The organism is [Zimmermannella] faecalis ATCC 13722 (assembly GCF_000381765.1).
Classification (GTDB): Bacteria; Actinomycetota; Actinomycetes; order Actinomycetales; family Microbacteriaceae; genus Gulosibacter; species Gulosibacter faecalis.
In genome coordinates, this window is record NZ_KB907080.1 from 63,589 (window position 1) to 89,611 (window position 26,023).

The window sequence follows — 26,023 nt, forward strand, 5'->3', positions numbered from 1 at the left end:
GCGGCCGCGGTGGAGACGCCTAGCGCGTCGTGCCCGCGATCTTCGGCAGCGCGCCACCTGCGGCGGCGTTGCGATCCGGGCGGAAGTTTGAGAAGTCGACGCCGGCGAGCCCGTGCACCTGTGCGACGTCGTTCTCGATGACCTCGGCCTCGGGTTCTTCGGGCCCGACGAGCGGCAGACGCACGCGGGGGCTCGAGATGAGGCCAAGGCCGTGGAGGATGTACTTGGTCGAGACGGTGCCGGGGATGTGCGTCATGGTCGCACGGGCGAGCGGCTCGAGGAGCTTGTGTTCGGCCGTCGCGGTGGCGAGGTCGCCCCGGTTGACGGCGTCAACGATGGTTCGGTAGGGCTGCGGCGCGATGTTCGCGGTGACGCCGATGAGCCCGGTCGCGCCGATCGCGAGCTCGGGCAGGGCCATTGCGTCATCGCCCGCGTAGTAGAGCAGGTCGGTCTCGTTGAGCACCTGCGACACCTCGGCGAGGTCGCCCTTCGCGTCCTTCACGGCGAGGATGTTCGGGTGCTTCGCGAGCCGCGTGATCGTCTCGCGACGCACGGGCACCCCGGCGCGGCCGGGGATGTCGTAGATGATCATCGGCAGGTCGGTCGCGTCGGCAATCATGCGGAAGTGCGTGAGCAGACCGGCCTGTGTGGGCTTGTTGTAGTACGGGGTGACGGCCATCACCGCGTCGGCGCCAGCGGCTTCCGACTGCTTTGCGAGCTGGATGGCGTGGGCGGTCTCGTTCGAGGGGCCGCCCTGGATGATCTTCGCGCGGTTCCCCGCGACCTCTTTCGACACCTTGATGAGCTGCAGCTTTTCGGCGTCGGTGAGCGTCGAGGTCTCGCCGGTGGTGCCCGAGACGACAATGCCGTCGGCACCGTTCGAGACGAGGTAGTCGACGTGGCGTTCAACGTCGCCCCAGGCGACCTCGCCATCGTGATCCATCGGCGTAATGAGCGCCACGAGTACCTGGCCGAAAGGGTTGTTTGCAGTCACTCTGTAATCCTACCGTGATGCGGTGAACCCGCGTCGAGTGCGACGCCAGGCTACGACGCCGCCGCTGCCCCAGCCCACGGTGCGGCGTGAGTTCGCCCCGGCGGCCGTGAACCGAGAGAATAGTGCTCATGCCCGAACAGCCTGATACCCCCGACGCGCCCGCTCGCGGCGCCGCCAAGTCGTCGGCCGAGTCGCGCGCGAAGTTCCGCGTGCGGTCGTTCTCGATGCGCGGACACAACCGTATGGCCCGCGACTTCGACGAGATTCTCGAGCGCCACGGCGACGATTACCTCATCGACCTCCCCGCGGGCGGGGCGACCGCGACGATCGCCGACGACGCGCGCGTCGATCTCACCGCCGAGTTCGGCCGCGAGGCGCCCCTCGTCGTCGAGATCGGCCCCGGCAACGGCGAGCAGCTCACCCACGCGGCCCAGGCGCATCCCGACTGGAACTTCCTCGCGTTCGAGGCGTGGCACCCCGGCGCGGCCCGGTGCGTCGGCAACTTCGCGCGCGCGGGCGTCACGAACGTGCGCGTCATCGAGGCCGACGCGGCGCAGGCGGTGCCGATCGTGTTCGGGCTCGAGATCGCGCGCGACGCCGACGACGTGCAGGGCGGCTACGGTGTCGGCGTCGACGGCACGGGCCGCACGACCGGTCGGCGCGACCCCGCGCATCCGAACTCGTCGAACCCACTCGCGCACGAGCTGTGGACCTTCTTCCCCGACCCGTGGCGCAAGGCGAAGCACCACAAGCGGCGCCTCGTGAACGAGCTGTTCGCCGCGACGGTCGCGGGCGTGCTCGAGCCCGGCGGCACGTGGCGGCTCGCGACCGACTGGGAAAACTACGCGTGGCAGATGCGCGACGTCGTCGAGGCGTCGCCGCACTTCACGAACCCGCACGCCGGCGAGCGGCCCGACCCGGCCGATCCGGAGCCCGAGCGCGGCGGCTTCGCGCCCCGCTTCGAGGGCCGGCTGCTGACGCACTTCGAGGAGCGCGGCCGGCTCGCCGATCGCCCGCCGCACGACATCGTCGGCGTTCGCGTCAGCTAGTGGTGGCCTAGCGTTGGCGCGGTAGGTCGCGGGCGCCGACCGCGCGGTCGATTGTGACGCCGAGATCGGGCACCTCGAGGCGGATGTTCGCGATACCGTTCGCGTCGAGCCGCACGGTCTCGCGCACGAGTGGGCCCGGGTCGCGGCGCTCGACCGCGACGCGCTCGAGATCGGATACGCCGACCAGGCCGCGCTCGAACGGCACGACGACCTCGGCGAGCACCGTGAGGTTGCCGATGCCGCCCGCGCCCTCGCGCGTGAACTCGACGAACCGGAACCAGCCGACGTTGTGCGCCGCCCGGTATTCGCGCACGGCCGTCGCTCCCGCCGCTCCCTCGCCCGCGTCGAGGAGCACGTCGAAGTCGACCTCGGCGCCCGCCGCGCGCTCGCGAAACACCCCGACGCCGCGCGACGAGCGGTCGAGCAGCCAGTAGTCGGAGCCCGGGTCGGCGGCGATCGCGAGGCCAATCGCGGTGGCGGCGGCGGGATACGGCGAGCGGTGCACGCGACGGCCAAATCGCTCGCGCAGGAGCCGCGGCACGAGCGGAAGCGCGCTCGCGCCGCCGACGAGGTAGATGCCCGCGATCTCGGAGTCGGTGAAATCGGTTGGTTTGGCGCTACGCCTGCCCGCCGGGATGCTCCGTGCGAGACATGGCCCCATCGCCTCGAGGGTGCGTTCGACGAGCGGCGCGACCGCGCGGTAGTAGTCATCGACCAACACGATGAGGTCGTCGTCGCCGCGCTCGAGCAGCACGCGTCGGGTCTGCGGTGTGAGGCGTTCCTTCGCCGCGCGGGCCGTCTCGCGCAGCCGCTCGAGCTCGGCCGGGATGACCGCGCCGTGCCCGCCCACATTCCCCAGCCCATCCGCCCCGCTGAGGGCGAGCTCGACGAGGCGCTCGTCGAAGTCGTCCCCACCGAGGTGCGGGTCGCCCGAGGTCGCGAGCACGGCGTGCTCGGCACCGTCGATGCGCACGAGCGACGCGTCGAACGTGCCGCCGCCGAGGTCGTACACGACGACGTCACTGCGGCGCGAGTTCAGCGTGCGCGCGTGCCGATGGCTGTACTCGAACGCGGCCGCGCTCGGCTCGTTCACGAGCGCGAGCACCCGCACGCCCGCGCGAGTGAACGCGTCGAGTGTGAGGAGGCGCTGCGCGCTCCCCGCGTTCGCCGGCACGCCGACGACCGCCTCGAGCACGGCGTCGCCGGCCGCGATGCGCTCCCGCACAAGCGGATGCCGCCGCACGCCCGCGATGACGTGGGCGGCGAATGCCGCGAGCACCTCACCGAGCGGACGATGCTCGGCGTCGATCGCCACCGGCGTGGCCGCCGACGCGTCGGGGCGCGCAAGCAGGCGCTTGAACGACCTCGCCAGCGCGGCGGAGGCGTTCACGCCATCGGAGCCGGGCAGTGCATCCCGCCCAGCCGGTGCATCCCACTGAGCCAGCGCATCCCAGCCACCGACGAGCCGACCCGAGCCGTCGCCCGCGAGCCCCACGACCGACGGGACGTGCTCGTGGGGGTCGCCCTGCGCATCCACGACCCCGAGCACCGGGTAGTTCCCCCGATCGGCCATTGCCACGAGGGTGCGCGTCGTGCCGAAGTCGATGCCGAGCCGCATGCGCGCGAACCTAGCAAGCGCGAGTTACCGGCGGGCAAACACCCACGCCTCAGCCGCAAGCCGCTGCCGACCTACTTCTTCGACTCCTCGACGTCGCCCGACAGCGCCGCGATGAAGGCCTTCTGCGGCACTTCGACGCGGCCGACCATCTTCATGCGCTTCTTGCCTTCCTTCTGCTTCTCGAGCAGCTTCCGCTTGCGCGAGATGTCGCCGCCGTAGCACTTCGCGAGCACGTCCTTGCGAATCGCGCGAATCGTCTCGCGGGCAATGATGCGCGCGCCGATCGCCGCCTGAATCGGCACCTCGAACTGCTGGCGAGGGATGAGCTTGCGCAGACGCTCGGCCATCATCGTGCCGTAGCTGTACGCCGAATCGCGGTGCACGATCGCACTGAACGCGTCCACCTTCTCACCCTGCAACAGAATGTCGACCTTGACGAGGTCGTCGGACTGGTCGCCGATCGGCTCGTAGTCGAGCGACGCGTAGCCCTGCGTGCGCGACTTCAGCTGGTCGAAGAAGTCGAAGACGATCTCGCCGAGGGGCAGCTGGTAGCGCAGGTCGACGCGCTCCTCCGAGAGGTAGTCCATCGACTCGAGGCGGCCGCGGCGCGACTCGCACAGCTCCATCACCTTGCCGATGTAGTCCTTCGGCACGAGAATCGACGCCTTCACCATCGGCTCCCGCACCTCGGAGATCTTCCCCTCGGGGAACTCCGACGGGTTTGTCACGTGATGCGTCTCGCCGTCTTCCGTGACGACGTCGTAGGTCACCGACGGCGCGGTCGTGATGAGGTCGAGGTCGAACTCGCGCTGCAGGCGCTCCGTGATGATCTCGAGGTGGAGCAGGCCGAGGAACCCGACGCGGAAGCCGAACCCGAGCGCGACCGAGGTCTCGGGCTCGTATGTGAGCGCCGCATCCTCGAGCTTGAGCTTGTCGAGTGCCTCGCGCAGAGCCGTGTAGTCGCCCGCCTCGATCGGGTAGAGCCCCGAGAACACCATCGGCTTCGGGTCGATGTAGCCCGGCAGCCCCTCGGTGGCCGCCCGCTTCGAGGCCGTGACCGTGTCGCCGACCTTCGAGAGGCGAACATCCTTCACCCCTGTGATGAGGTAGCCGACCTCGCCCACCGCGAGGCCCTTCGCGGGCTTCGCCTCGGGCGCCGAGACGCCGAGCTCGAGCAGGTCGTGCGTCGCGCCGGTCGAGATCATCTGAATCTTCTCGCCGGCCGAAATCGAGCCGTCGACCATGCGCACGTAGGTGATGACGCCGCGGTACGTGTCGTACACCGAGTCGAAGATGAGGCCGCGGGGCGCCGCCTCGCGATCGCCGGCGGGGGCCGGGATGCGCTCGACAATGCGGTCGAGGAGCTCCTGCACGCCCGCGCCAGTCTTGCCCGAGACTCGCAGCACGTCGCCCGGGTCGCCGCCGATGAGGTTCGCGATCTCGAGCGAGACCCGCTCGGGATCGGCCGCCGGCAGGTCGATCTTGTTCAGCACGGGAATGATCTCGAGGTCGTTCTCGATCGCGAGGTAGAGGTTCGCGAGCGTCTGCGCCTCGATGCCCTGCGCCGCATCCACGAGCAGAATCGCGCCCTCGCACGCCGCGAGCGAGCGGGAGACCTCGTACGAGAAGTCGACGTGGCCCGGCGTGTCGATCATGTTGAGGATGAAGTCGCCGCCGTCGGCCGTGTGCCACGGCATCCGCACCGCCTGCGACTTGATCGTGATGCCACGCTCGCGCTCGAGATCCATCTTGTCGAGGTACTGGGCGCGCATAACGCGGTCCTCGACGGAGCCCGTGAGCTGCAGCATCCGGTCGGCGAGCGTCGACTTCCCGTGGTCGATGTGCGCGATGATGCAGAAGTTGCGGATGCGCTCGGCGGGAGTCGCGAGCGGCTGCAGGATCTGAGGCGTGTTCGGCATGGTACCGGCCATTCTCCCATGATTGCGCGCCCGCTTCCCCACCCCGCTCATCCCGTGCCCGGCTCTTCGCGAACTGACGGCAATTCGCAACGATTCCGCGGGATTTCCTGCAAATTGCCGTCAGTTGGCGGATGAAGGGTGCCGACAGGAGTGGCGGGGCACGGCGGATGCGCTGGCGGCGACGCGGACGGATGCGGGTGGATGCGCTGGCGGCAGATGCGCGGGCGGCGGATGCGGGTCTGTGCGGAATTCGGGGCGCGAGGGCGGTCGATTCCTGGTAAAGTTTTGCGTTGGCTTACGCGTACCCCACTCGACGCGATGCTGACGGCGGCCCCTCTACCCGCTCGAGGCAAAACCCATCCGTTTTCTTTTCACGAAAGTAGTTACGTGGCAAACATCAAGTCGCAGATCAAGCGCATTGGCACCAACCGCAAGGCGACCGAGCGCAACCGCGCCTACAAGTCGGAGCTCCGCACCGCGATCCGTCGCGTGCGCGAGGCCGCGTCGGCGGGCAACCAGGAGCAGGCCGCGACCGCGCTCGCGTTCGCGTCGAAGAAGCTCGACAAGGCCGTCTCGAAGGGCGTCATTCACAAGAACCAGGCCGCGAACCGCAAGTCGGCCCTCGCGAAGCTTGTGAACGGCATCGCGGCCTAGCCTCGACAGTCTTCACGAAGTGCCCCGCGCCTCACGGTGCGGGGCACATCGCTTTTCCCTCCCCGCAACAGGGCTGCCACCCCGCAGTTCAGTGGTCGAATGTTGCTGTTCTGCGGCCGCAGAACAGCAACAATCGACCACTGAACTGCGACGGAACGGGGTTAGAGGTCGCGGGTGGCGATGCGGCGCACGAGGCGCTCCGTCGCGAACTCGGGGTCGCGGGAGCCGCCCTTCACGAGGAAGTCCGTTTCGGCCGTGAGGCGGATCGCCCGGCCGAGCTCCTCATCGCTCCAGCCGCGCAGCTCCCGCCGAGCCTGGCCAACCTGCCAGGGCGCCGCGCCGACCTGGCCCGCGAGCTGCGCATCCGACCCCGACAGGCCCGACACCTTCGCCATCGTGCGGAGCTTCATCGCGATCGCGAGCACGATCGGCACCGAGTTCAGGCCGGTGTCGAAGCCCGCGCGCACGAGCATGAGCGCGTCGGCAAGCCGCCCGGCGATCGTCGCGTCGGCGATCTTGAAGCCCGTCGTCTCGACCCGGCCGCCGTAGTACCGGTTCACGATCTCGCCCGTGATCTCGTCGTCGGGCGCAATGCTCATGAGCTGTCGCGCCGCGGCCGCGAGCTCTTCGATGCTCGTGTTGAACGCCGCGACGAGCGCCTGCGCCGCCTCGGGCGACACCTTGCGCCGGCGCGCGCGGAACTCGTCGCGCAAGAAGTCGTGCAGTTCGTTCGCCTTGAGCGGCGCACACGGCACCTCGATCGCCGCCTCGTTCGCGCGCACGGCGTCGAGCAGCTTCTTGCCGCGGTTGCCGTTGCGATGCCGCAGCACGAGCGTCGTGTCGTCGATCGGCGCCGCAACGAACGCGAGCGCCTCCTCGAGAAACGCGTCGACCGACTCGTGCACCTGCTGCGCGATGACGAGGCGGGGCTCGTTGAACAGCGACGGCGTCACCACGGTGCTGAGTTCGCCCGGCGTGTACTCCTTCGCGTTGAACTCGTGCACCTCAATCGAGGGGTCTTCCGTGCGCAGGTGGGTGCGCAGCAGCCCGATTGCCTCCGACGCGAAGAAGTCTTCGGCACCACTCACGAGCACGATCGGCGCGGGCCGAACCTCGCGCCACCCTACGAGCGACGCCTTCTGCGATCGTGCGCCGCGCGATGCGGTCTTGCGCTGTGCCATCGAGCACCTCCTGCCGACTCATCATGGTATCGGCCGGCACCGACGCGCTCCACGCGCGTCCACACCACCGGGCCCCTACACGAACGCGCTCATGCCCGTGATCTTGCGGCCGATGATGAGCGACTGCATCGTGTCGGTGCCCTCGTACGTGTGAATGGCCTCGATGTCGAGCAGGTGCCGCACGACGTCGCGCTCGAGCAGAATGCCGTTGCCGCCAAGTAGGTCGCGGGCGTCGGAGGCGATCGCGCGGGCGAGGCGCGTGCAGGTCACCTTCGTCATGGAGGCCTGCGTCGCGTCGAGCTGCCCGGCCGCTTCGAGCTCGGCCGCGCGCACGCAGTGGAGCTGCATCGTCGTGAGCTGCATCGACATGTTTGCGAGGCGCTGCTGCACCACCTGCGACTTCGCGAGGGGGCGGCCGAACTGGATGCGCGTGGTCGCGTGCTCGAGGGCGGCCTCGTAGCAGGCGAGGGCGTGCCCGAGCGCGCCCCACGCGACGCCCCAGCGGGTCGCGGAGAGCACGCGGGTCGTGTCCTTGAACGACTTCGCGCCGGGGAGGCGGTTGGCGACGGGCACGCGCACGTCGGTGAGGCGGATGTGCGCCTGGTGAATCGCGCGCATGGCTGCTTTGCCCTCGATCACCTCGGCGTCGTAGCCGGGCGTTTCCTGCGGCACGAGGAACGCCGACACCTCGCCCGTGTCGTCGGCGCGGGCCCACACGATCGTGATGCCGCCCGAGGCGCCGTTGCCGATCCAGCGCTTCTCGCCCGTGATGACCCACTCGTCACCGTCGCGGCGCGCGGCCGTCGCGAGGCTCACGGAGTCGGAGCCGTGGTCGGGCTCGGTGAGCGCGAACGACCCGAGCACCTGCCCGCTCGCGAGGGGCTCGAGCCACGCCTCCTTCTGCTCGTCGCTGCCGAACAGCGCGATCGTGCGCAGCGCGAGCCCGCCCTGCACGGCCGCGATCGTGCCAATGGAGCCGTCGGCGCGGCAGAGTTCCATGTTCACGAGCCCGGCGCCGAGCGGCGAGAGCTTCGCGTGCCCCGGAATGTCGAGCCCGTCGGTGTAGAGGTCGAGCTCGCCCATGCGCCGCACGAGCTCGAGCGAGTAGTCGGCCGACTCCCACAGGCCGTTGATCTGCCCGAGCGCCTCGGTGCCGAGGTCGCGTGCGCGCTGCCAGGCGGCGGCGTCGGTGCCCGACACGTCGCGGAACAGGGCGTAGTAGTCGCTCGACTCGGCGAGTGGGTTGGTCATCTGTCACCTCTCGTTGGGCGGCATCTTCGCCGCGGGCATCGGTTTCACGGCCACTGGCCGTCGCAACGACTCAGTCTGCCGACCGCGAGCATCCGAGCCATAGTCGTTTGTACAAACCGGCAACGGCAGCCTACGACCGAGACCTCAGGGCGCGCGCCCGGCGAGCGCCTGCGTGAGCCGGTCGGCCGCGCCGACGACGGGGTCGATGAGCTCGGTGAGCCGCGCCTCAGTGAGTCGGAGCGTCGGCCCCTGCACGCTGATCGCGCCGACGAGCTCGGCGCGGCGGTCGAACACGGGAGCCGCGATGCCGCTCGCCGCGCTCTCGCGCTCCCCCGTCGTGATCGCGAAGCCCTGCGCCCGCGTCGCGTCGACGACCCGGCGGAGCGACTCGGCGTCGACGATCGTGTCGGGCGTGAGCGGCTCCAGCGGCTCGGCGAGCACGTCGTCGAGCAGCCCCGGTGTCCAGGCGAGCAGCACGCGGCCGGTCGAGCCGACGTGGAGCGGCATGACGCGGCCGAGGCGCATTTCGCGGCGCAGCTCGTGCCGCGTCTCGACGAGGCCGATGCACACGCGCTGGCGCTGCTCGACGCGAAAGAACACCGCCGTCTCTTCGGTCTCGTCGCGAAGCTCGGTGAGGGCGGGCGAGAGGAGGTCGACGATGTCGAGTCGGCGCACGGCCGGTGCGGCCCAGTACGCCATGCGCGCGCCGATCGAGTAACGGTCATCGGTGCGGTCGAGGAAGCCCTCGGCGACGAGATTCGCGAGCAGGCGGTGCGCCGTCGAGGCGGGGATGCCCGTGGCGCGGCGAATCTCGGCCCCCGTGAGCGAGTCGTTCCGCAGCGAAAAGGCGTCGAGAATCGCGGTGATCTTCCCGAGCACCAGCAGTGGCGCTTCTTGCATGCGGCCAACCCTACGCGGCACCCGAGATTTCCACATGGCGGAATTGCCCTTACGATGTGAAACATTCTGTTCCCCTCAACGGAGAGGCCTGCTATGCCCGAGTGGACGATCTTCGCCGTCGTCGGCGTCGCGATTGTCGGCGTTGTGCTGCTCATCGTGCGTTTCCACGTGAATCCCGTCATCGCGCTCGCGATCGGTGCCGCCTCGATCGGCCTCGGCAGCGGCCTCGGCGCGACAACCACGGTTGACACGATGGCGGCGGGCTTCGGCGAAACAATGGCCGAGGCGGGCCTCCTCATCGCGTGGGGCGTGCTCATCGGCTCGATGCTGAACCGGCTCGGCGCGGTCGAACGCCTCGTCGAGTCGCTGCTGCGGATATTCGGGCCGAAGGGTGTGCCGTACGCGATCGCCGCCTCGTTCGCGACGTATCTGCAGACGATCTTCGTCGACGTCATGATCGTCATTGCGGCACCCCTCGCGCGACGCATCGCGCCGCACCTCGGCAAGGCGGGCGTCGGCATCATGAGCGCCGTCTTCGCCGTGAGCCTCGAGACCGGAATCGCGCTCATGGTGCCCGGTATCGGCGCCGTCATGATCGCAGGTGCCCTCGGCATCCCGATCGGCCAGATGATGCTCTGGGGCTTCGTCGCGGTCGTCCCGACCGTACTCATCACGACGCTGATCCTCACGATCCTCATGCGCGCCGGCTTCTGGAACCCCGAGAAGGATGAGCTCGCGATGATCGACGACGAGTCGGTCGTCGTCGAAGAGGCGCGCGAGACGGCGCGCTCGGTTGCCGGTGCGACCCGCGCCGTGCCGGTCGCCGCACGCCAGGGCCAGCACGACAACCCGGCCGATACCACTACGGGCGTCGACGTCGACGAGCTCGAGCCCGCATCCGCCGACCGCTCGCGCGAGCTCTCGCTGTTCGTGCAGTTCCTCCCCCTCGTCGTCTCGCTGCTGCTCATCGCGGCCGGCGCCGTGCTCGACGTACTCGGCATCGAAATCGCCGTCATGCAGTTCCTCGGCGCGCCCGCAATCGCGCTGCTGCTCGGCGTCATCGGCACGGCGCTCATCTGCCGCTGGGCCCTGCCGAAGAACGAGCTCGAGCGCACGCTCGTGCACGGCTTCAAGGATGCGGGCCAGATCTTCGCGCTCACGGGCGTCGGCGGTGCGCTCGCGGCGATCATCGCGGCGACCCCGCTCGGCGAACTGCTCACCGACGCGTTCGGCGCGAGCTCGTTCGCCCCGATCCTGCTCGTGTGGGTGATTGCCGCGATCCTCCACGTCGCCGTCGGCTCGGTGACCCTCTCGGCGATGACCGCCGCGGGCATCCTCGCGCCGGTCGCCGCGACGCTCGGCATCAACCCCGTGCTCATCGGCCTCGCCGCGGGCGCCGGTGCCCTGTTCCTCATTCACGTCACCTCGAACACGTTCTGGCTGCTCCAGTCGTTCCTCGGCCAGTCGGTGCGCGGCGCGCTGAAGAGCGTCACGTTCGGCGTCTCGGTGTCGTCGGTCGTCGCCCTCGGCTGCGTGCTCGCGCTGTCGGTGTTCATCTAGAGCGAAGGAGCTTCAACATCGTGTCCGTCCTCCCCCTCGCCGGCCTCAAGGTGCTCGAGCTCGGCAACTATATTGCGGCGCCGACCACGGGCCGCCTGCTCGCCGACTTCGGCGCCGACGTTGTCAAGGTCGAGCGCCCGCGCACGGGTGACGAGCTGCGCCGGTGGCGGCTCGAGGCCGGCTCGACCTCAATGCTCTACCGCACGCTCAACCGCGGCAAGCGCTCGATCGAGCTCGACCTTCGCTCGGAGTCGGGCCGCGCGGCCGTGCTCGGTCTCGCCCGCGAAGCCGACGCACTCATCGAGAACTTCCGCCCCGGCACGCTCGAGAAGTGGGGCCTCGACCCGGATACGCTCGCGAAGGAGAATCCCGGGCTCGTGATCGCTCGCGTCTCGGCATTCGGGCAGACCGGTCCGCTGGCGCCCCGGCCGGGGTTCGCGGCCGTTGCCGAGGCGTACGGCGGCATGCGCGAGCTCATTGGCGAGCCCGACCGTCCCCCGTCGCGCACGGGGTTCTCGATCGGCGACTCGGTTGCCGGCATCTACGCCGCGTTCGGGGTCGTCATGCGGCTCCTCGAGCGCCAGCGCACCGCCGACCCCGCGGCCGCCTACGGTGGCGGGCGACTCGTCGACGTTGCCCTCAACGAGGCCGTGCTCTCGCTCACGGAATCGCTCGTGCCCGACTTCACGGCGTACGGCGTGCGTCGGCAGCGCACGGGCGGCCGCGTCGAGGGCATCGCCCCGTCAAACGCCTACCTGTGCGGCGACGGCCGGTCGATCGTCGTCGCGGGGAACGGCGACGGCATCTTCCGCCGGTACATGGGCGTCATCGGGCGGCCCGACCTCGCCGACGACCCGCGGCTCGCGTCGAACGAGGGCCGCTGGGCCCGCCGCGACGAGCTCGACGAGGCGATCGGTGCCTGGACCGGCGCACGCGCCGCGGCCGACGCCCTCGCCGAGCTCGAGGCCGCGGGCGTCCCCGCCGGCCCCATCTCGACCGCAGAAGACATCGCGGCCGACGAACAGTTCGCCGCCCGCGACATGATTCAGCGCTTCGACATCGACGACGGTGATGCCGTGCGCGAGGGCGTCGGGCTGCCCGGCATCGTGCCCGTACTCAGCGAGCGGTCGCTTCCCATCACGCATCCCGGCCCCGACCTCGGCGCGGACACCGGCGAGGTGCTGCGCGACTGGCTCGGCTGGGATGCGCCCCAAATCGCCGACCTGCTCGAGGAGCTCCGATGACCATCGCCGCCGAGACCCCGACCCCGACCGCCGAACCTGCGCCCGCGAGGATCCGCGACGTCACGCTGCGCGACGGCCTGCAGCTCACCGGCAAGCCGCTTCCCACCGAACGCAAGGTGCGGCTCGTCCGCGAGCTGCTCGCGCTCGGCGTCGAGGAGCTCGAGATCGGCTCGATGGCACGCCCCGACCTCGTGCCCGCCGTCGCCGACACTCTCGACGTCGTCGCCGCGCTGACCACCGAGGAACTCGAGCGCTGCTGGATCTGGGTCGCGACGCCCCGGCACGTCGAGCGGGCCCGCGCGGCCGGCGCGACCCGCTTTCAGTACTGCTTCAGCGCATCCGATTCGCACAACCGCGCGAACATCGGCCGCGACACCGAGGCCTCCCTCGCGGCGATGCCCGACGCCATGGCGGCGGCCGGCGACGACGGCCAGGTACAGCTGTGCATCGCGACCTCGTTCACGTGCCCCTTTGAGGGCGTCGTGCCGATCGAGCGCGTCGCCGCGATTGTCGACGACCCGCGCACTGACGGCGCGAGCCACGTCGTGATCGCCGACACGCTCGGCCAGGCGCACCCCGCCGACGTGCGCGAACGCGTGGGCCTCGCCGCCGAACGCCGGGGGCTTCCGGTGGTGTTCCACGGCCACGACACGTGGGGCCTCGGCGTCGCGAACGCTCTCGCCGCGGTATCGGCGGGCGCGACGACGCTCGACGGCGCGCTCGGCGGGCTCGGCGGCTGCCCGTTCGCCCCCGGCGCCTCCGGCAACACCGCGACGGAAGACCTCGCGTTCGGGCTGCGGCCCGGCTGGGCGACGCCCGAGTCGTTCGCCGAGCTCGTGCGCCTCGGCCAGGAGCTCACCTCGACGCTCGACGAGGCCGACCGCGCCCGCGTGCTCGGCGGCGCGCTGAGCGAACAGGCTCGCGCGTTCCCCTGGACGCTGCGCTGAGCCGAGCAGCCAGCACCACTGGCACCAACGCAGTGAGGCGGCACCCCGGTTGGGGTGCCGCCTCACTGCGTTGGCCAGGTTCGGCCGCCGGTCGGCGAGCTACAGCATGCAGCTCACGCAGCCCTCGACCTCGGTTCCTTCGAGCGCGAGCTGACGCAGGCGGATGTAGTAGATCGTCTTGATGCCCTTCGTCCACGCGTAGATCTGCGCGCGGTTGATGTCGCGCGTGGTCGCGCTGTCCTTAAAGAACAGCGTGAGCGACATGCCCTGGTCGACGTGCTGCGTCGCCTCGGCGTAGGTGTCGATGATCTTCTCGGGGCCGACCTCGTAGGCGTCCTGGAAGTAGTCGAGGTTCTCGTTGTTCATGAAGGGCGCCGGGTAATACACGCGCCCGATCTTGCCTTCCTTACGAATCTCGATCTTCGACGCGATCGGGTGGATCGACGACGTCGAGTTGTTGATGTACGAGATCGAACCCGTCGGCGGCACAGCCTGGAGGTTGCGGTTGTACATGCCGTGCTGCTGCACAAGCGCCTTGAGCTCGCGCCAGTCGTCCTGCGTCGGGATGTGGTGGTTCGCGAAGAGCTCGCGCACGCGCTCGGTCTTCGGGGCCCACTCGCCGTCAGTGTACTTGTCGAAGAACTCGCCCGACGCGTACTTCGAGTTCTCGAAGCCGCGGAAGCGAACGCCGCGCTCGCGGGCGATCTCCATCGACTCACGGATCGCGTGGTAGACGACCGTGTAGAAGTACATGTTCGTGAAGTCGAGGCCCTCTTCGGAGCCGTAGTGCACGTGCTCGCGGCCGAGGTACCCGTGGAGGTTCATCTGGCCGAGGCCGATCGCGTGCGACCCGTCGTTGCCCTCGCGGATCGACGGCACCGAGTCAATGCTCGACATGTCGCTCACTGCGGTGAGGGCGCGGATCGCGGTACCGATCGCCTTGCCGAGGTCGTCGCTGTCCATCGCGAGCGCGATGTTCATCGAGCCGAGGTTGCACGAGATGTCCTCACCGACGTGGTCGTAGGTGAGGTCGTCGTGGTAGGTCGACGGCGAGTTCACCTGGAGGATCTCGCTGCAGAGGTTCGACATGTTGATGCGGCCCTCGATGGGGTTCGCGCGGTTCACGGTGTCCTCATACACGATGTACGGGTAGCCCGACTCGAACTGGATCTCGGCAAGGGTCTGGAAGAACTGGCGCGCGTCGATCTTCTGCTTGCGGATGTTCGCGTTGTCGACCATCTCGTAGTAGTGCTCGGTGATCGAGATGTCGCCGAAGGGCTTGCCGTACTCACGCTCGACGTCGTACGGCGAGAAGAGGTACATCGGCTCCTTGCGCTTCGCGAGCTGGAACGTGATGTCGGGCACGACGACGCCGAGCGACAGCGTCTTGATGCGGATCTTCTCGTCGGCGTTCTCGCGCTTCGTGTCGAGGAACCGCATGATGTCGGGGTGGTGCGCGCTGAGGTAGACAGCACCCGCGCCCTGACGCGCGCCGAGCTGGTTCGCGTAGCTGAAGCTGTCTTCGAGCAGCTTCATGATCGGGATGATGCCGCTCGACTGGTTTTCGATCTGCTTGATCGGGGCGCCGGCCTCTCGCACGTTGCTGAGGCTGAAGGCCACGCCGCCGCCGCGCTTCGAGAGCTGCAGGGCCGAGTTGATCGAGCGACCGATCGACTCCATGTTGTCTTCGATACGCAGGAGGAAGCACGAAACGTACTCGCCGCGCTGCTTCTTGCCGACGTTGAGGAAGGTCGGGGTGGCCGGCTGGAAGCGGCCCGAAATCATCTCGTCGAGGAGCGCAGTGGCGAGCTGCTCGTCACCCTGCGCGAGGCCGAGCGACACCATGAGCACGCGGTCTTCGAAGCGCTCGAGGTAGCGGCCGCCGTCGAACGTCTTGAGTGCGTACGAGGTGTAGAACTTGAACGCGCCGAGGAACGTCGGGAAGCGGAACTTCGCCTTGAACGCGCGGTCGCGCAGCTTGCTGATGAAGTCGATCGAGTACTGCTCGATAACCTCGCGCTCGTAGTACTCGTTGTCGACGAGGTAGGTGAGGCGCTCCTCGAGGTCGTGGAAGAACACCGTGTTCTGGTTCACGTGCTGCAGGAAGTACTCCCGCGCCGCCTCGCGGTCCTTGTCGAACTGGATGCGCCCCTCAGCGTCGTAGAGGTTGAGCATCGCGTTGAGCGCGTGATAGTCGATGCCCGAACTCTGGCCCTTCTTCGGCGCCTCGATCGTGATCACGTCGTCGCGAGTGTCGGTTGTTGTTGCCAAAACTGGTCCAATCCCTGAGAAACGTTCTGCACGTCTTCGGTCGTGCCGAAGACTTCGAAGCGATAGAGCACGGGCACCCCGCACTTCGCGGCAATGACGTCTGCCGCGAGTCCGTAGGCTCGCCCAAAGTTGGTGTTCCCGGCGCCGATGACGCCGCGAAGCAGGTCACGGTTCTCAACGACGTTGAGGAACTTAATGACCTGCTTCGGGACTGCGGTCTTCGGTGTACCCCCGCCGTAGGTGGGAACGATGAGCACGTATGGCTCGTCGGCGAGGATCGTGGGTTCGTAGGTGTAGAGCGGGATGCGGCTCGCCTCGCGCCCCAGTTTGGTCACAAACCGGTGCGTGTTTCCCGATGCACTCGAGAAGTAGATGAGGGCGGGCACACGATCATCTCCCGAGCTACGCCGTGCGCAGCTGCGCGAGTTCGGTGATCTTGTCGGGGCGGAAGCCCGACCACGAGTCGTCTTCGGTGACGACAACGGGGGCCTGCAGGTAGCCGAGGGCCTTCACGGCCTCGAGCGCCTTGTCGTCGGCCGAGACGTCGAACACCTCGTACTCGATGCCCTGGTTGTCGAGGGCCCGGTAGGTCGCGGTGCACTGAACGCACGACGGCTTGCTGTACACGGAAACGGTCATCGCTACTGCCTATCTAAACGGGATCTGTTGGGATCAACGAGGTGAAATCTTGGGGAAGTGGCACTGTGCCGGCGAACCCGCCGAGCCACTAGATGTTGTGTTGCAAGAATCTAACACCACTACATCTCGGATTACAAGCGTGTAATTATCCACATGTGCATCCACAGACACACGGCGTGTCTGCACAGGTTTTCGCCGCTTTTCCACAAGGCCTCCACAGTTCGATACACAGTGCTGCCACGAGTGGAACACGAGCCTCCGACATGCAAAAATGCGCGCCGACGAGCGCCAAAAATTAGCGACGTTCACCGTGTCACCCGCACGTTCCCCGCCCGATCCACTAGCGTTCGGTACGGCCACATCCCGTCAGACGGAGCACCCATGAGTTACAACCCCGCACGCCCAGAAGGTCTTCCCTCGACCCGCCTCGACGCAATCGCCGAACACGTTTCCGCGACCCTCGCCGCAACCGCCGCCGCGAGCCCCGAGGCCGAGGTGAACGGGGTCTCGAGCTCGACGAACACCGTCACGGCGGGCACGCTCTTCGTCGCGATTCCGGGCGCCCGAACCCACGGGGCGAAGTTCGCCGAACGCGCCGCGGAAGCTGGCGCGACCGCGATCCTGACCGACCCGACCGGCGTCGAGCTCGCCGAGGCCGCGAACCTGCCGATTCTCGTGCATCCCGACCCCCGCGGCGTGCTCGGCGAGGTCGCTTCGCTCGTCTACCGCACCGAGCGCAGCAACCCGGTGCTCGTCGGCGTCACCGGCACGAACGGCAAGACCACGACGGCATACGTGACCGACGCACTCCTGCGCGCCCTCGGCGTGCGCAGCGGCCTCTCGGGCACGGTCGAGCGCCGCATCGGCGACGAGTCGATCACCACCCGCGACTCGGGCCGGCTCACGACGCCCGAGGCCGACGACCTGCACGCCCTCAGCGCCGCCTTCCGGCTCGCCGGGGTCGAGGCCGCCGTCATCGAGGTGTCGGCGCAGGCGATCACGCACCGCCGCATCGCCGGCCTCTTCTTCGACACCGCGATCTTCACGAACTTCGCGCAAGACCACCTCGACGACTACGGCACGATGGAGCAGTACTTCGCCGCAAAGCTCGCGCTGTTCACTCCCGACCGGGTTGGCCGCGGGGTCACCCTCGTCGACGACGAGTGGGGGGCTCGCCTCGCCCGCGAGGCCGAGGTGCCCGTCACGACGCTGAGCACGGATGCGCGCACCGAGGCCGACTGGCACGTCACGACCCGCGAGGTCGACCTCGACCGCACCGAGTTCACGCTCACGGCGCCCGACGGCCGCGATCTCACGAGCTGGGTGAACCAGCCCGGCGCGTTCGTCGCCGTCGACGTCGCCCTCGCCGTTGTCGCGCTCGTCGACGCGGGCTTCGAGTTCGACCGGTTCCTCACGGCGCTCGACTCCGAGCGCGGCCTCGAGTTTGCGCTGCCCGGCCGCCTCGACCCCGTGAACCCGGGCGGCGACGGCCCGCGCGTCTACGTCGACTACGGGCACACGCCCGCGTCGTTCGCGGCCGTACTCACGACGCTGCGGCAGTTCACGAAGGGCCGTCTGTTCATGGTGTTTGGCGCCGACGGCGACCGCGACCAGACGAAGCGCCCCGACATGGCCCGCTCCGCCGCGATCGCCGACGTCGTCGTCGTCACCGACTACAACCCGCGCTTCGAAGACCCCGCGGCGATTCGCAAGACCCTCGTCGACACGCTCCACACCGAGTTCCCCGACCGCGAGGTCTACGAGATCGGCGACTCGGCGGAGGGGATCCGCAAGGCGGTCTCGCTCGCGACGCCCGACGACATCATCTTCGTGGGCGGCCACGGCCACCGCCAGGACGTCGAGGTGCGCGGCGCCCTCGTGCCCTACTCGGTGAAGGACGCCGTGCGCGACGCGCTGCGCGCCGAGGGCTGGTCGGCGTAATGCCCGGGCGCGCGCGGCAGTAGGCTCGCAGCGTGCGTCACTATTTCGAGGTGCTCCGGACCCGCGGAGTCGCCCGCCTGCTGTTCTCGCAGCTCGCGGCGCGATTCCCCACCGGCATGCTCGCGATCGGGCTGCTGATTCACGTCGAACAGCGACTCGGCAACTACACGTCGGCCGGTGCCGTGCTCGCGGCATTCGGCATCGCGCAGGGCATCGCGAGCCCGCTCGGCGGTCGGCTCATGAGCCGGTTCGGCATGCGCGGCGTGCTCGTGCCCACGATGCTCGTGTGTGCGACGGCGCTCGCCGTGATCGCGCTTGTGCCGATGGCGACGTGGCTCACGGCCGTCGTCGCGTTCGTGGCGGGCCTCACGGTGCCGCCCGTCTCCCCCGCCGTGCGCACCGTGTATCCCACCCTCGCGCGCGGCCCGAAGCTCGTCACGCTCTTCTCGTTCGACGCGACACTGCAAGAGATTGTCTGGATCATCGGCCCGCTCGCGACGATCGGCATCGGGGCGATCTGGGACCCGAGCATCACGGTGCTCGTGGCCGCGGTCGTGCTGCTTGCGGGCAGCGTCTGGTTCGCCTCGGCCCCCGAGATCGGCCTCGTGAAGATTCCGGCCTCGCCGCGACGCATGGGCGCCGTGCTGCGGAACCCCGTCGTCGTCATCATGGCGATCGTGCTCATGCTCGCGCTCGGCATCTGGGGCGCGATCGACGCCTCGATCGTCGCGCACTACGGCCACGATTCCCCCATCACCGGCGCCGTGCTCGTGGTCTCGGCCGTCGGCTCGTTCGCGGGCGGACTCCTCACCGGCAACCTCCCAATGCGACGCTCATCGCTCACGGCACGGGTACTGCTCGCGGTCGTCGGCGTCTGGTTCGCGCTCCTCGTCGCAGCGAACCCGTGGCTGCTCTCGATTGCGCTGTTCATCGCTGGCGCCTCGTGCGCGCCGGTCATCGCGGTCGCGAACGCGAGCGTGAGCGCCCGCGTGCGCTTCAGCGACACCGCCGAGGCGTTCGGCTGGCTCGCGACCGCACTTATGCTCGGCTCGTCGCTCGCGAGCGCGCTCGCCGGCATCGTCATCGACCAGGTGGGCGCGATGGGCGGCATGTATGTTGCCGCCGGCTTCATCACGGCGGCCCTGATGTTCACGCTCGCGACGTTCCGCTGGCATCCCGACCTGCGCGGCGCCGACCTCGAACCGCAGGCCGACACCGGCGCGATGCCGATCATCGACCTCCGCCAGGAGATCTAGCCGTCGCGCCTGCGCGCTCGTCCGCGTGGCGGATGCACGCCCCGCCGGGCGGGGTTAGGGTCGATGCCGTGACTGAACTTTCGCCCTCCCTCGAACTCCGTGGCGGCAGCCGGATTCCGCAGCTCGGCCTCGGCGTGTACAAGATCAGCAACGACGAGGCGCCCGACGCCGTCGCCTCCGCCCTCGAGATCGGCTACCGACACTTCGACACCGCGACGCTCTACGGCAACGAGCAGGGTGTCGGCGAGGGCATCCGCCGCAGCGGCATCGACCGCGGCGACGTGTTCGTGACGACGAAGGTGTGGCAAGACGCGCACGGGTACGACGAGACGCTGCGCTCGTTCGACGACTCGCTCGAGGCCCTCGGGTTCGACGAGGTCGACCTCTACCTCATTCACTGGCCGGCGCCGCTCCAAGACCGGTACGTCGAGACGTGGCGCGCGCTCCTGCGACTGCGCGATGAGGGCCGCGCCCACTCGATCGGCGTCGCGAACTTCAAGCAGCACCACCTCGAGCGGCTCATCGACGAGACCGGCGAGGCGCCCGAGGCGAACCAGGTCGAGCTGCACCTGCGGTTTCAGCAGCCCGAGCTGCGCGAGTTCCACCGCGAGCACGGCATTCTCACGCAGGCGTGGTCGCCGCTCGGCCGGGGCAAAGACCTCGACCAGCCGGCCGTGCTTGAAGTCGCGGGCAAGCACGGCTGCACGCCCGCGCAGGCGATCATCGCGTGGCACCTCGCGATTGGCAACGTCGTGATTCCGAAGTCGGTACGCCCTGAGCGCCAGCGCGAGAACTTCGACGCAATTCACGTCGCGCTCGACGAGGCTGACCTCGCGGCGATCGCGGCGATCGACACGGGCGTCCGCGCTGGCAAAGACCCCGACGAGTTCGAATAACGGCCGCTCACCGGCGGAAAGTTCCCGCGCGAAGGCAAGATCCCCCTCGGGTCGCGCACGGTCGCACCGTTGGTCGCGCCGGAGTCAGGTCACAATTGCCCCGCAGTCTGACGACCGCACGGTCGCGCGAGGCGACACTGGGAGCATGACTACGACACGACTGCCAGCACGCTTCATTGCCACACTGACGTGCGCGCTTGCGCTCATCGGTCTCGTGGCCGGATGCGCGGGCGGCTCGGGCGGCTCCGCCACCAGCGTTGATTACGAACCGCACGAGCAGTCGGGCGACTCGGGCGGCTCGGGCGCCGCACCCGACAGCGAGGCCGCGCCCGAGCATCAAGCCGAAGACGGCGGCGAGGTTTCCGAGCGCGCGATCATCACGACCACCGATGTCTACGTGACCGTTGACGACGTCGGCGGCGCGGTTGACGCGATGGAGCAGCTCGTCGACGAGTACGACGGCTACCTCGAGTCGCGCAACGAGTCGCTCACGGGCGACCGCCCCGATGCGTGGATGCAGGCGCGGGTGCCGGCCGACACGCACGACGCGTTCGTCGCCGACCTCGACGGCTTTGGCGAGGTGACGAGCGTCGAGTCGTCGTCCGAAGACGTGACGCTGACAAAGGTCGATCTCGAGTCGCGCATCTCGGCGCTCGAGGCCTCGATCACGTCGCTCGAGTCGATGCTCGAGGCCGCGACGACGGTGTCGGAGATGCTCGAGATCGAGCAGGAACTCTCGTCGCGCCAGGGCGAGCTGCAGAGCCTCGAGAGCCAGCTCGAGGTGCTCGAAGAGGACGTCGCAATGTCGACCGTCACGGTGAACTTCAGCACTGAGTACGTCGCGCCCGACGACGAGCCCAAGGGCTTCTTCGCGGGCCTCGCGGAGGGCTGGAACAACCTCATTGAGTCGCTCGGGCGCTTCGTGCAGGGGCTCGGCTACGCGATCCCGGGCCTCGTGCTCCTCGCGGTCATCCTCGTCGCCGCCTGGTTCCTCGGCCTGCGAAAGCTGTGGCGACGCATCCGCCGCCCTGGCAACCGCGACAACGGCCCCGCCGGCTGGACCCCGCAGCCGGGCCCGGGCAACGACGGCCCGCACCAGGCCGGACCCCACCAGGCCGGCCCGCACCAGGCAGCCCCGCGGCCAGCGACCGAGCGACCGCACGAAGCGGAACCGGGCGCCGAGGCCCGCGACGAGGCCCCGAGCCCGCAGCAGCGCCTCGCCGACGGTCTCCCGCCGCTGCCGCCCACGCAGTAGCCGGTGTCAAGCAAGAAGCTCACGAGCACCCGATCGATGCGGTTTTCTCGGAGCGCGACGGTTCTCACCGCAGCGCTCCGAGAAAACCACAGCACTTCGAGCGCTGCGGCACGGAGCGCGCGGGCAGGGAACTGTGTGCGTGATTGGATAGGCTGCACGGTGCGCAATCGCGTGCAATGTCCAAGCGCAGAGGAAAAGCAATGGCTGATTCGAACGAGATTCAGGACGACAACGTCGCCGACGCAGCCGGCGACGCGCAGTCGACCCCGAACGACGCAGACCTGACGCCCGACAGCGACGCGACCGGCGACGTCGACGCGGCTGAGGCCGTAGCCGAGGGCGATTCGGTCGCTCCCGCCGAGGTCGAGCAGAACGCACCGACCGAGGAGGAGCTCGCCGCCCGCGAGGCCGAAGCCGCGCTGCTGTTGATTTTCCAGTCGACCGTCTTCGACAAGAACGGCAGCAAGATTGGCCGCGTCGGCCAGGTCTACCTCGACGACCAGACGCAGGAACCGAACTGGGTGACGGTGAAGACCGGCCTGTTCGGCACGAAGGAGTACTTCGTTCCCCTCGACGAGGCCGACGCCGTCGAGAAGCGCATCACCGTGCCGTACGACAAAGACACCGTGCTCGGCGCCCCGTTCACCGAGATCGACCAGAATCTCTCCCCCGAAGAAGAGGACGAGCTCTACAACTACTACGAGGTGCCGGGCCGCACGACGCAGGACTCGAGCCTCGTCGAAGACGAGGTCGACGAGCCGAAGCGCAAGTCGGAGCCCGAGACGATCGCGCCCCTCGGCACGCCGTCGAGCGGCGACTCGCTCACCGACGGCGACACCACGAACGACGACGCGAGCCAGAGCGAGTCGGCGAGCGCCTTCGATGCGATCGTCGCCGACGCTCCCGCAGAAGCCGACGTCGAGGCACCCGAGACGACCGACGGGGCCTCCCCATTCGAGTCGCTCCAGCAGGACGCGGCCGCCGAGGTGCCCGAGCACGGCGACTCGGATGCCCTCAGCTTCGACGCCTTCGTCGACGACGCCAATGACGGCGCCTCGGACGACGGCGCCTCGCCCTTCGAGCGCCCCACCGACAAGTAACCCCGCGCATCCGGCGCCGGGTGGAGCCAACCCGCGGCAGCGCGCCGCTCGGAATAGCCCCACCCGGCGCCGTGTTGCATCCGACATCAACTTTGATCCCGCCGCATCCGCGGCGTTAGGAGGAACCACATGGCAACCACCGAACTCACCGAGCAGACATTTCTCGAAACCGTCACCGGCGAGGGAATCCACCTCGTTGATTTCTGGGCCGAGTGGTGCGGCCCCTGCAAGCAGTTCGGCCCGATCTACGAGCAGGTGAGCGAGTCGCACCCCGACATCACCTTCGGCAAGGTCGACACCGAGGCGAACCAGGCCCTCGCGGGGCAGCTCGGCATCCGCTCGATTCCGACGCTCATGGCGTTCCGCGACGGCGTGCTCATGTTCAACCAGGCGGGTGCGATGCCCGCGGCGGGCGTCGAGCAGGTCATTGAGGCCGTCGCCGCCGCCGACATGGACGAGGTACGCGCCGAGATCGAGCAGCAGAAGGCCGCCGCCGAGGCGGGCACCGAAGGCCCGCGCGCCGACGGCGCCCAGGTCTAGCAAGCAGCCCGCGTAGCGAGCAGCTCCGCACGATTCTCCGAACCGGCCGTCGCGACATCGCGGCGGCCGGTTCGCTGTGCGTACGGGGCCGCAGGGTGGATACGCGCCCGCCGCCCGCCTGCGGGTCGCGGCTAGACTGGGCATGGCGAGTCCTCCCCGTGCAGCCGATCTCGCCGACCGCGCGCCGATCCCCTCGGCGTCACCCGGCCGGGCGTCTCCAGCATCCGCCCGACTGGCCGCTTGCCCCCCGATTCGAAGGAGCACCCTCATGCCCAAGATCTCTATTGGCCTCGGCGTCATTCTCATCATTCTCGGCGTCGTGTCGTGGCTCGTGACGGGCATGACGAGCTGGACGGCCCTGATTCCCGCGATTCTCGGTCTCGTCATCGCGGTGTGCGGCTGGATCGGCATCAAGAAGCCGATGCTCGGCATTCACATCGCGCTGCTCGTGGCGGTACTCGGCCTCGTCGGTACGTTCATGAACGTCATGAAGCTCGGCGACGTGTTCGCCGGCACGGCCGAGCGCCCGGCCGCCGTCATCGTGAGCACCATCACCTTTATCCTGCTCATCGGGTACATCGGTGCGGGCGTGCGCTCGTTCATCAACGCTCGCCGCTGGAAGAACGACGAGGCCGCGAAGAACGCGTAGTCTCACGGCCCTCGCCTGGCCCCAACGCGACACCGCCGCCGGCCGCCCTCCACGGGCGCTCGGCGGCGGTACTCCTTTCCGCGGTCGGTACGCGTCCGCGGTACTGCGCTCAGTGCTCGACTGCGTTCAGTGCTCGATGTAGACGGCGGTGAGCCGAATCTCGGGCTCGCGCAGGCCACGTGCCTCGAGGAGTGTCGCGATCACCTCGCGGGCGCGGCGCAGCGTCTCGGCGACGCTGAGGCCGGCATCGAGCCCGAGCGAGGCCGTCACGCGAACGCCCGCGTCATTGGCCTCGACCGCGACGAGCGACGCCTCGTCGCGCAGGCCGAGCGCCTGCGCCCCCGCCTCGACGAGCTTTGAAAGCGCCGAGCCGCTGCGGAACACGATCGTCACGCCCGGCACCGCGCGCACGGCGGATTCGATCTCGGCCGCGAGTTCGCCCGCGTCGATCGAACTCGGGTCAGTCGACACCGCTTGCGTCTCGTCGTATGCCTGCGACTGCTCCCCTGCCGTCATGGCTGCTCCTCAGGTTCGGTTTCGGTCGCGCGCGGGCGAACGTCGTGCACGTCGATATTGATCTCGACAACATTCAGGTCGGTATGCCGTTCGAGGCGCTCGGCGATCTCGGCGCGCAAGCGCGTCGCGAGCGGCAGCACCGGCTCCCCGTAGGGAACGCTCAGGTCGATGCGGATGCGCACCGGCGCCTGCGACACCGTCACGTCGCCCTCGAGCCGACAGCGGCCGATAAGGGCCCCCGGCACGACGGACTCCGCGGCGCGGATCAGGGCGCGCACGGCGCCCTCGGTCACCCCGAGGTCAGCGTTCGCGTCGGGCGAGGCAACGGGAATTCGTCGGCCCGCGTTCACGTCGAGGCGAATCCCCGTGAGGATCGACTGCACCCAGTCGTCATCCGCTTCCGGTTCGGCGGCCGTGTCGCTCGCGAGTAAGTCGGCTCCCGCCGTGCGAAGACGCACGAGCGCGTCGAGGGCGAGGCGACAGCCGGGTGACGCCTCAATCGTCGGATCGCTCGGGGTTCGGCCGCGGTCGAGGTAGTCCTCGATCTCGTCGATCGTGTGCCCGTCGAGGTCGTCGGGCTCGAGTGAGAGGGCTGATTGTTCGGTGGTGTGGGAGGTCGGTGTCATCGCCACTCCTCCATCCGTACGATGATGTGTTTTCTCGCGCGAGAGAGGATCCCGCGCACGGTCGAGACTGGCAGCCCCATTTCGGTCGCAATCTCGTCATAGCTGTTGCCGCCGATCGATCGCAGCACCCAGCAGATGCGCTGCTCGTCGGGCAACTCCTGCAGGACCGCGGCGAGGGCGGCGGCCTCGGCGTTTGCCTCGGCGACCTTCGCCGGGCCAGCATGGGCGGGTGCGGAAGCTTCGGCCGCGACCGAGTCGAGTTCGGCGCTCGGTTTTGCCGCGCGCAGCCGGTCGATTGACCGGCGGCCAACGATGCGCATGAGCCAGCTCTTGACCTTCGCGAGGTCGTCGAGTTCGCCGAGCCGCTGCCAGGCGGTGATGAATGCGTCTTGCACGACGTCGTCGACCTCGGCAGAACCGGGCAGGATGCGCCCGGCGTACGCGCGCATCATCGGGGTATACCGACGCACGAGCACGGCGAATGCGGCGGTATCACCGTCGGCCGCGCGGCCCGCGACGATCGAGTCTTCGGCATCGGCAAGGCTGCTGGCACGTGCGGACGATTCCACGATGGTTCCCCCATGAACACAGGCCGGTGAGGCGCGGGCCACAACACCGAACAAGCACTGCCCAACGGCCGAGTTTGTTCGGTGTTCAGTGTAGGCCCAACGATTCCCGGCCCGCTGCGAACAGCCGGCCGGGAACGTCGCTTGAGCGAAATGAACTAGCTCTTCTTCGAGCCGCGACCCACGATGGCACCGTAGATCAGCAGCACGATGAGCGAGCCGCCGATGGCGAGCGCCCAGGTCTGAATCGAGAAGAACTCTTGGAGATTCGCGTTGAAGAGCAGGCCGCCGAGCCACCCGCCGATCATCGCGCCGATGACGCCGAGAATCAGCGTCGCAATCCAGCCGCCGCCCTGCTTACCCGGCAGGATGAGCTTGGCGATCGCTCCCGCGATGAGGCCAAGGAGTAGAAAACTAAAGAAACCCATGATCGGAGCCTTTCGTTGATGTC

At 68.8% G+C, this 26,023-nt stretch carries 25 protein-coding genes; 12 read left to right on the plus strand and 13 right to left on the minus strand.

Features of this window, described 5'->3' with window-relative positions:
* Positions 1-19 precede the first annotated feature (19 nt).
* The gene (gene dapA, locus G328_RS0109410; protein WP_019619099.1) at positions 20-994 is read right to left on the minus strand and encodes a 4-hydroxy-tetrahydrodipicolinate synthase; all 975 of its coding nucleotides are present in this window, start codon (positions 992-994) and stop codon (positions 20-22) included.
* A gap of 128 nt (positions 995-1,122) precedes the next feature.
* Here dapA and trmB point away from each other — a divergent pair, with 128 nt between their 5' ends.
* Positions 1,123-2,043, plus strand: a complete 921-nt coding sequence (gene trmB / locus G328_RS0109415; RefSeq protein WP_019619100.1) for a tRNA (guanine(46)-N(7))-methyltransferase TrmB — start codon at positions 1,123-1,125, stop codon at positions 2,041-2,043.
* Between the two features lie 7 nt (positions 2,044-2,050).
* Here the strand turns inward: trmB and G328_RS0109420 are convergent, their stop codons facing one another.
* The gene (locus tag G328_RS0109420) at positions 2,051-3,661 is read right to left on the minus strand and encodes an Hsp70 family protein (RefSeq protein WP_019619101.1); all 1,611 of its coding nucleotides are present in this window, start codon (positions 3,659-3,661) and stop codon (positions 2,051-2,053) included.
* A 71-nt stretch (positions 3,662-3,732) separates the two neighbouring features.
* The gene (lepA, locus tag G328_RS0109425; RefSeq protein ID WP_019619102.1) at positions 3,733-5,580 is read right to left on the minus strand and encodes a translation elongation factor 4; all 1,848 of its coding nucleotides are present in this window, start codon (positions 5,578-5,580) and stop codon (positions 3,733-3,735) included.
* Positions 5,581-5,967: 387 nt separating this feature from the next.
* Between lepA and rpsT the strand changes: the two genes are divergently transcribed.
* Entirely contained in the window at positions 5,968-6,234 is a 267-nt protein-coding gene (gene rpsT, locus G328_RS0109430; RefSeq protein WP_019619103.1) for a 30S ribosomal protein S20, read from the plus strand.
* A 161-nt stretch (positions 6,235-6,395) separates the two neighbouring features.
* Here the strand turns inward: rpsT and holA are convergent, their stop codons facing one another.
* The 3 genes from holA to G328_RS0109445 all read right to left on the minus strand — a co-directional run bounded on the left by holA (position 6,396) and on the right by G328_RS0109445 (position 9,566).
* Positions 6,396-7,415, minus strand: a complete 1,020-nt coding sequence (gene holA, locus G328_RS0109435; RefSeq protein WP_019619104.1) for a DNA polymerase III subunit delta — start codon at positions 7,413-7,415, stop codon at positions 6,396-6,398.
* A gap of 75 nt (positions 7,416-7,490) precedes the next feature.
* Positions 7,491-8,666, minus strand: coding sequence for an acyl-CoA dehydrogenase family protein (locus G328_RS0109440; RefSeq protein ID WP_019619105.1), 1,176 nt, complete (start codon positions 8,664-8,666; stop codon positions 7,491-7,493).
* Positions 8,667-8,810: 144 nt separating this feature from the next.
* Complete coding sequence (locus tag G328_RS0109445; protein WP_110463834.1) at positions 8,811-9,566, minus strand: IclR family transcriptional regulator; 756 nt, start codon at positions 9,564-9,566, stop codon at positions 8,811-8,813.
* A gap of 93 nt (positions 9,567-9,659) precedes the next feature.
* Between G328_RS0109445 and G328_RS0109450 the strand changes: the two genes are divergently transcribed.
* Genes G328_RS0109450 through G328_RS0109460 form a run of 3 tightly spaced genes read left to right on the plus strand, consistent with a single transcriptional unit; the run spans position 9,660 to position 13,317 of the window.
* Complete coding sequence (locus G328_RS0109450; protein WP_019619107.1) at positions 9,660-11,126, plus strand: GntP family permease; 1,467 nt, start codon at positions 9,660-9,662, stop codon at positions 11,124-11,126.
* Positions 11,127-11,146: 20 nt separating this feature from the next.
* Positions 11,147-12,370, plus strand: coding sequence for a CaiB/BaiF CoA transferase family protein (locus tag G328_RS0109455; protein WP_019619108.1), 1,224 nt, complete (start codon positions 11,147-11,149; stop codon positions 12,368-12,370).
* The gene (locus tag G328_RS0109460) at positions 12,367-13,317 is read left to right on the plus strand and encodes a beta/alpha barrel domain-containing protein (protein WP_019619109.1); all 951 of its coding nucleotides are present in this window, start codon (positions 12,367-12,369) and stop codon (positions 13,315-13,317) included. The genes G328_RS0109455 and G328_RS0109460 overlap by 4 nt, the downstream gene beginning before the upstream one ends.
* Positions 13,318-13,416: 99 nt before the next feature.
* Here the strand turns inward: G328_RS0109460 and nrdE are convergent, their stop codons facing one another.
* The 3 genes from nrdE to nrdH are packed head-to-tail and all read right to left on the minus strand — an operon-like array spanning position 13,417 to position 16,227.
* Complete coding sequence (gene nrdE / locus G328_RS0109465; RefSeq protein ID WP_019619110.1) at positions 13,417-15,558, minus strand: class 1b ribonucleoside-diphosphate reductase subunit alpha; 2,142 nt, start codon at positions 15,556-15,558, stop codon at positions 13,417-13,419.
* A complete protein-coding gene (gene nrdI, locus G328_RS0109470; RefSeq protein WP_019619111.1) occupies positions 15,555-15,974 on the minus strand; it encodes a class Ib ribonucleoside-diphosphate reductase assembly flavoprotein NrdI in 420 nt (139 codons plus the stop codon). Before nrdI ends, nrdE begins: the two co-directional genes overlap by 4 nt.
* A 16-nt stretch (positions 15,975-15,990) precedes the next feature.
* Positions 15,991-16,227, minus strand: coding sequence for a glutaredoxin-like protein NrdH (nrdH, locus tag G328_RS0109475; RefSeq protein ID WP_019619112.1), 237 nt, complete (start codon positions 16,225-16,227; stop codon positions 15,991-15,993).
* Positions 16,228-16,608: 381 nt separating this feature from the next.
* On the opposite strand from nrdH, the gene G328_RS0109480 reads away from it, so the two are divergent.
* The 7 genes from G328_RS0109480 (at position 16,609) to G328_RS0109510 (ending at position 23,864) form a co-directional block, all read left to right on the plus strand.
* Complete coding sequence (locus G328_RS0109480) at positions 16,609-18,168, plus strand: Mur ligase family protein (protein ID WP_019619113.1); 1,560 nt, start codon at positions 16,609-16,611, stop codon at positions 18,166-18,168.
* A gap of 32 nt (positions 18,169-18,200) precedes the next feature.
* Entirely contained in the window at positions 18,201-19,424 is a 1,224-nt protein-coding gene (locus G328_RS0109485; protein WP_019619114.1) for an MFS transporter, read from the plus strand.
* 68 nt (positions 19,425-19,492) lie between these two features.
* Positions 19,493-20,320, plus strand: a complete 828-nt coding sequence (locus tag G328_RS0109490) for an aldo/keto reductase (protein WP_019619115.1) — start codon at positions 19,493-19,495, stop codon at positions 20,318-20,320.
* A 145-nt stretch (positions 20,321-20,465) separates the two neighbouring features.
* Complete coding sequence (locus tag G328_RS0109495; RefSeq protein WP_019619116.1) at positions 20,466-21,575, plus strand: DUF4349 domain-containing protein; 1,110 nt, start codon at positions 20,466-20,468, stop codon at positions 21,573-21,575.
* Positions 21,576-21,775: 200 nt separating this feature from the next.
* Entirely contained in the window at positions 21,776-22,675 is a 900-nt protein-coding gene (locus tag G328_RS15945; protein WP_019619117.1) for a PRC-barrel domain-containing protein, read from the plus strand.
* A 129-nt stretch (positions 22,676-22,804) separates the two neighbouring features.
* Positions 22,805-23,215, plus strand: a complete 411-nt coding sequence (gene trxA, locus G328_RS0109505; RefSeq protein WP_019619118.1) for a thioredoxin — start codon at positions 22,805-22,807, stop codon at positions 23,213-23,215.
* Positions 23,216-23,483: 268 nt separating this feature from the next.
* Positions 23,484-23,864 carry a hypothetical protein gene (locus tag G328_RS0109510; protein ID WP_019619119.1) on the plus strand — a complete coding sequence of 127 codons (381 nt, stop codon included), beginning with the start codon at positions 23,484-23,486 and terminating at the stop codon, positions 23,862-23,864.
* Positions 23,865-23,990: 126 nt separating this feature from the next.
* Here G328_RS0109510 and G328_RS0109515 read toward each other — a convergent pair whose 3' ends face one another.
* The 4 genes from G328_RS0109515 to G328_RS0109530 form a co-directional block, all read right to left on the minus strand.
* Complete coding sequence (locus G328_RS0109515; RefSeq protein WP_019619120.1) at positions 23,991-24,380, minus strand: hypothetical protein; 390 nt, start codon at positions 24,378-24,380, stop codon at positions 23,991-23,993.
* Positions 24,377-25,006, minus strand: coding sequence for an Asp23/Gls24 family envelope stress response protein (locus G328_RS0109520; protein ID WP_019619121.1), 630 nt, complete (start codon positions 25,004-25,006; stop codon positions 24,377-24,379). Before G328_RS0109520 ends, G328_RS0109515 begins: the two co-directional genes overlap by 4 nt.
* Positions 25,003-25,575, minus strand: coding sequence for an RNA polymerase sigma factor (locus tag G328_RS0109525; RefSeq protein WP_019619122.1), 573 nt, complete (start codon positions 25,573-25,575; stop codon positions 25,003-25,005). The genes G328_RS0109520 and G328_RS0109525 overlap by 4 nt, the downstream gene beginning before the upstream one ends.
* Positions 25,576-25,730: 155 nt before the next feature.
* Positions 25,731-26,000: a GlsB/YeaQ/YmgE family stress response membrane protein gene (locus G328_RS0109530; protein WP_019619123.1), complete on the minus strand. Its 270-nt coding sequence runs from the start codon at positions 25,998-26,000 to the stop codon at positions 25,731-25,733.
* Positions 26,001-26,023: the final 23 nt, after the last annotated feature.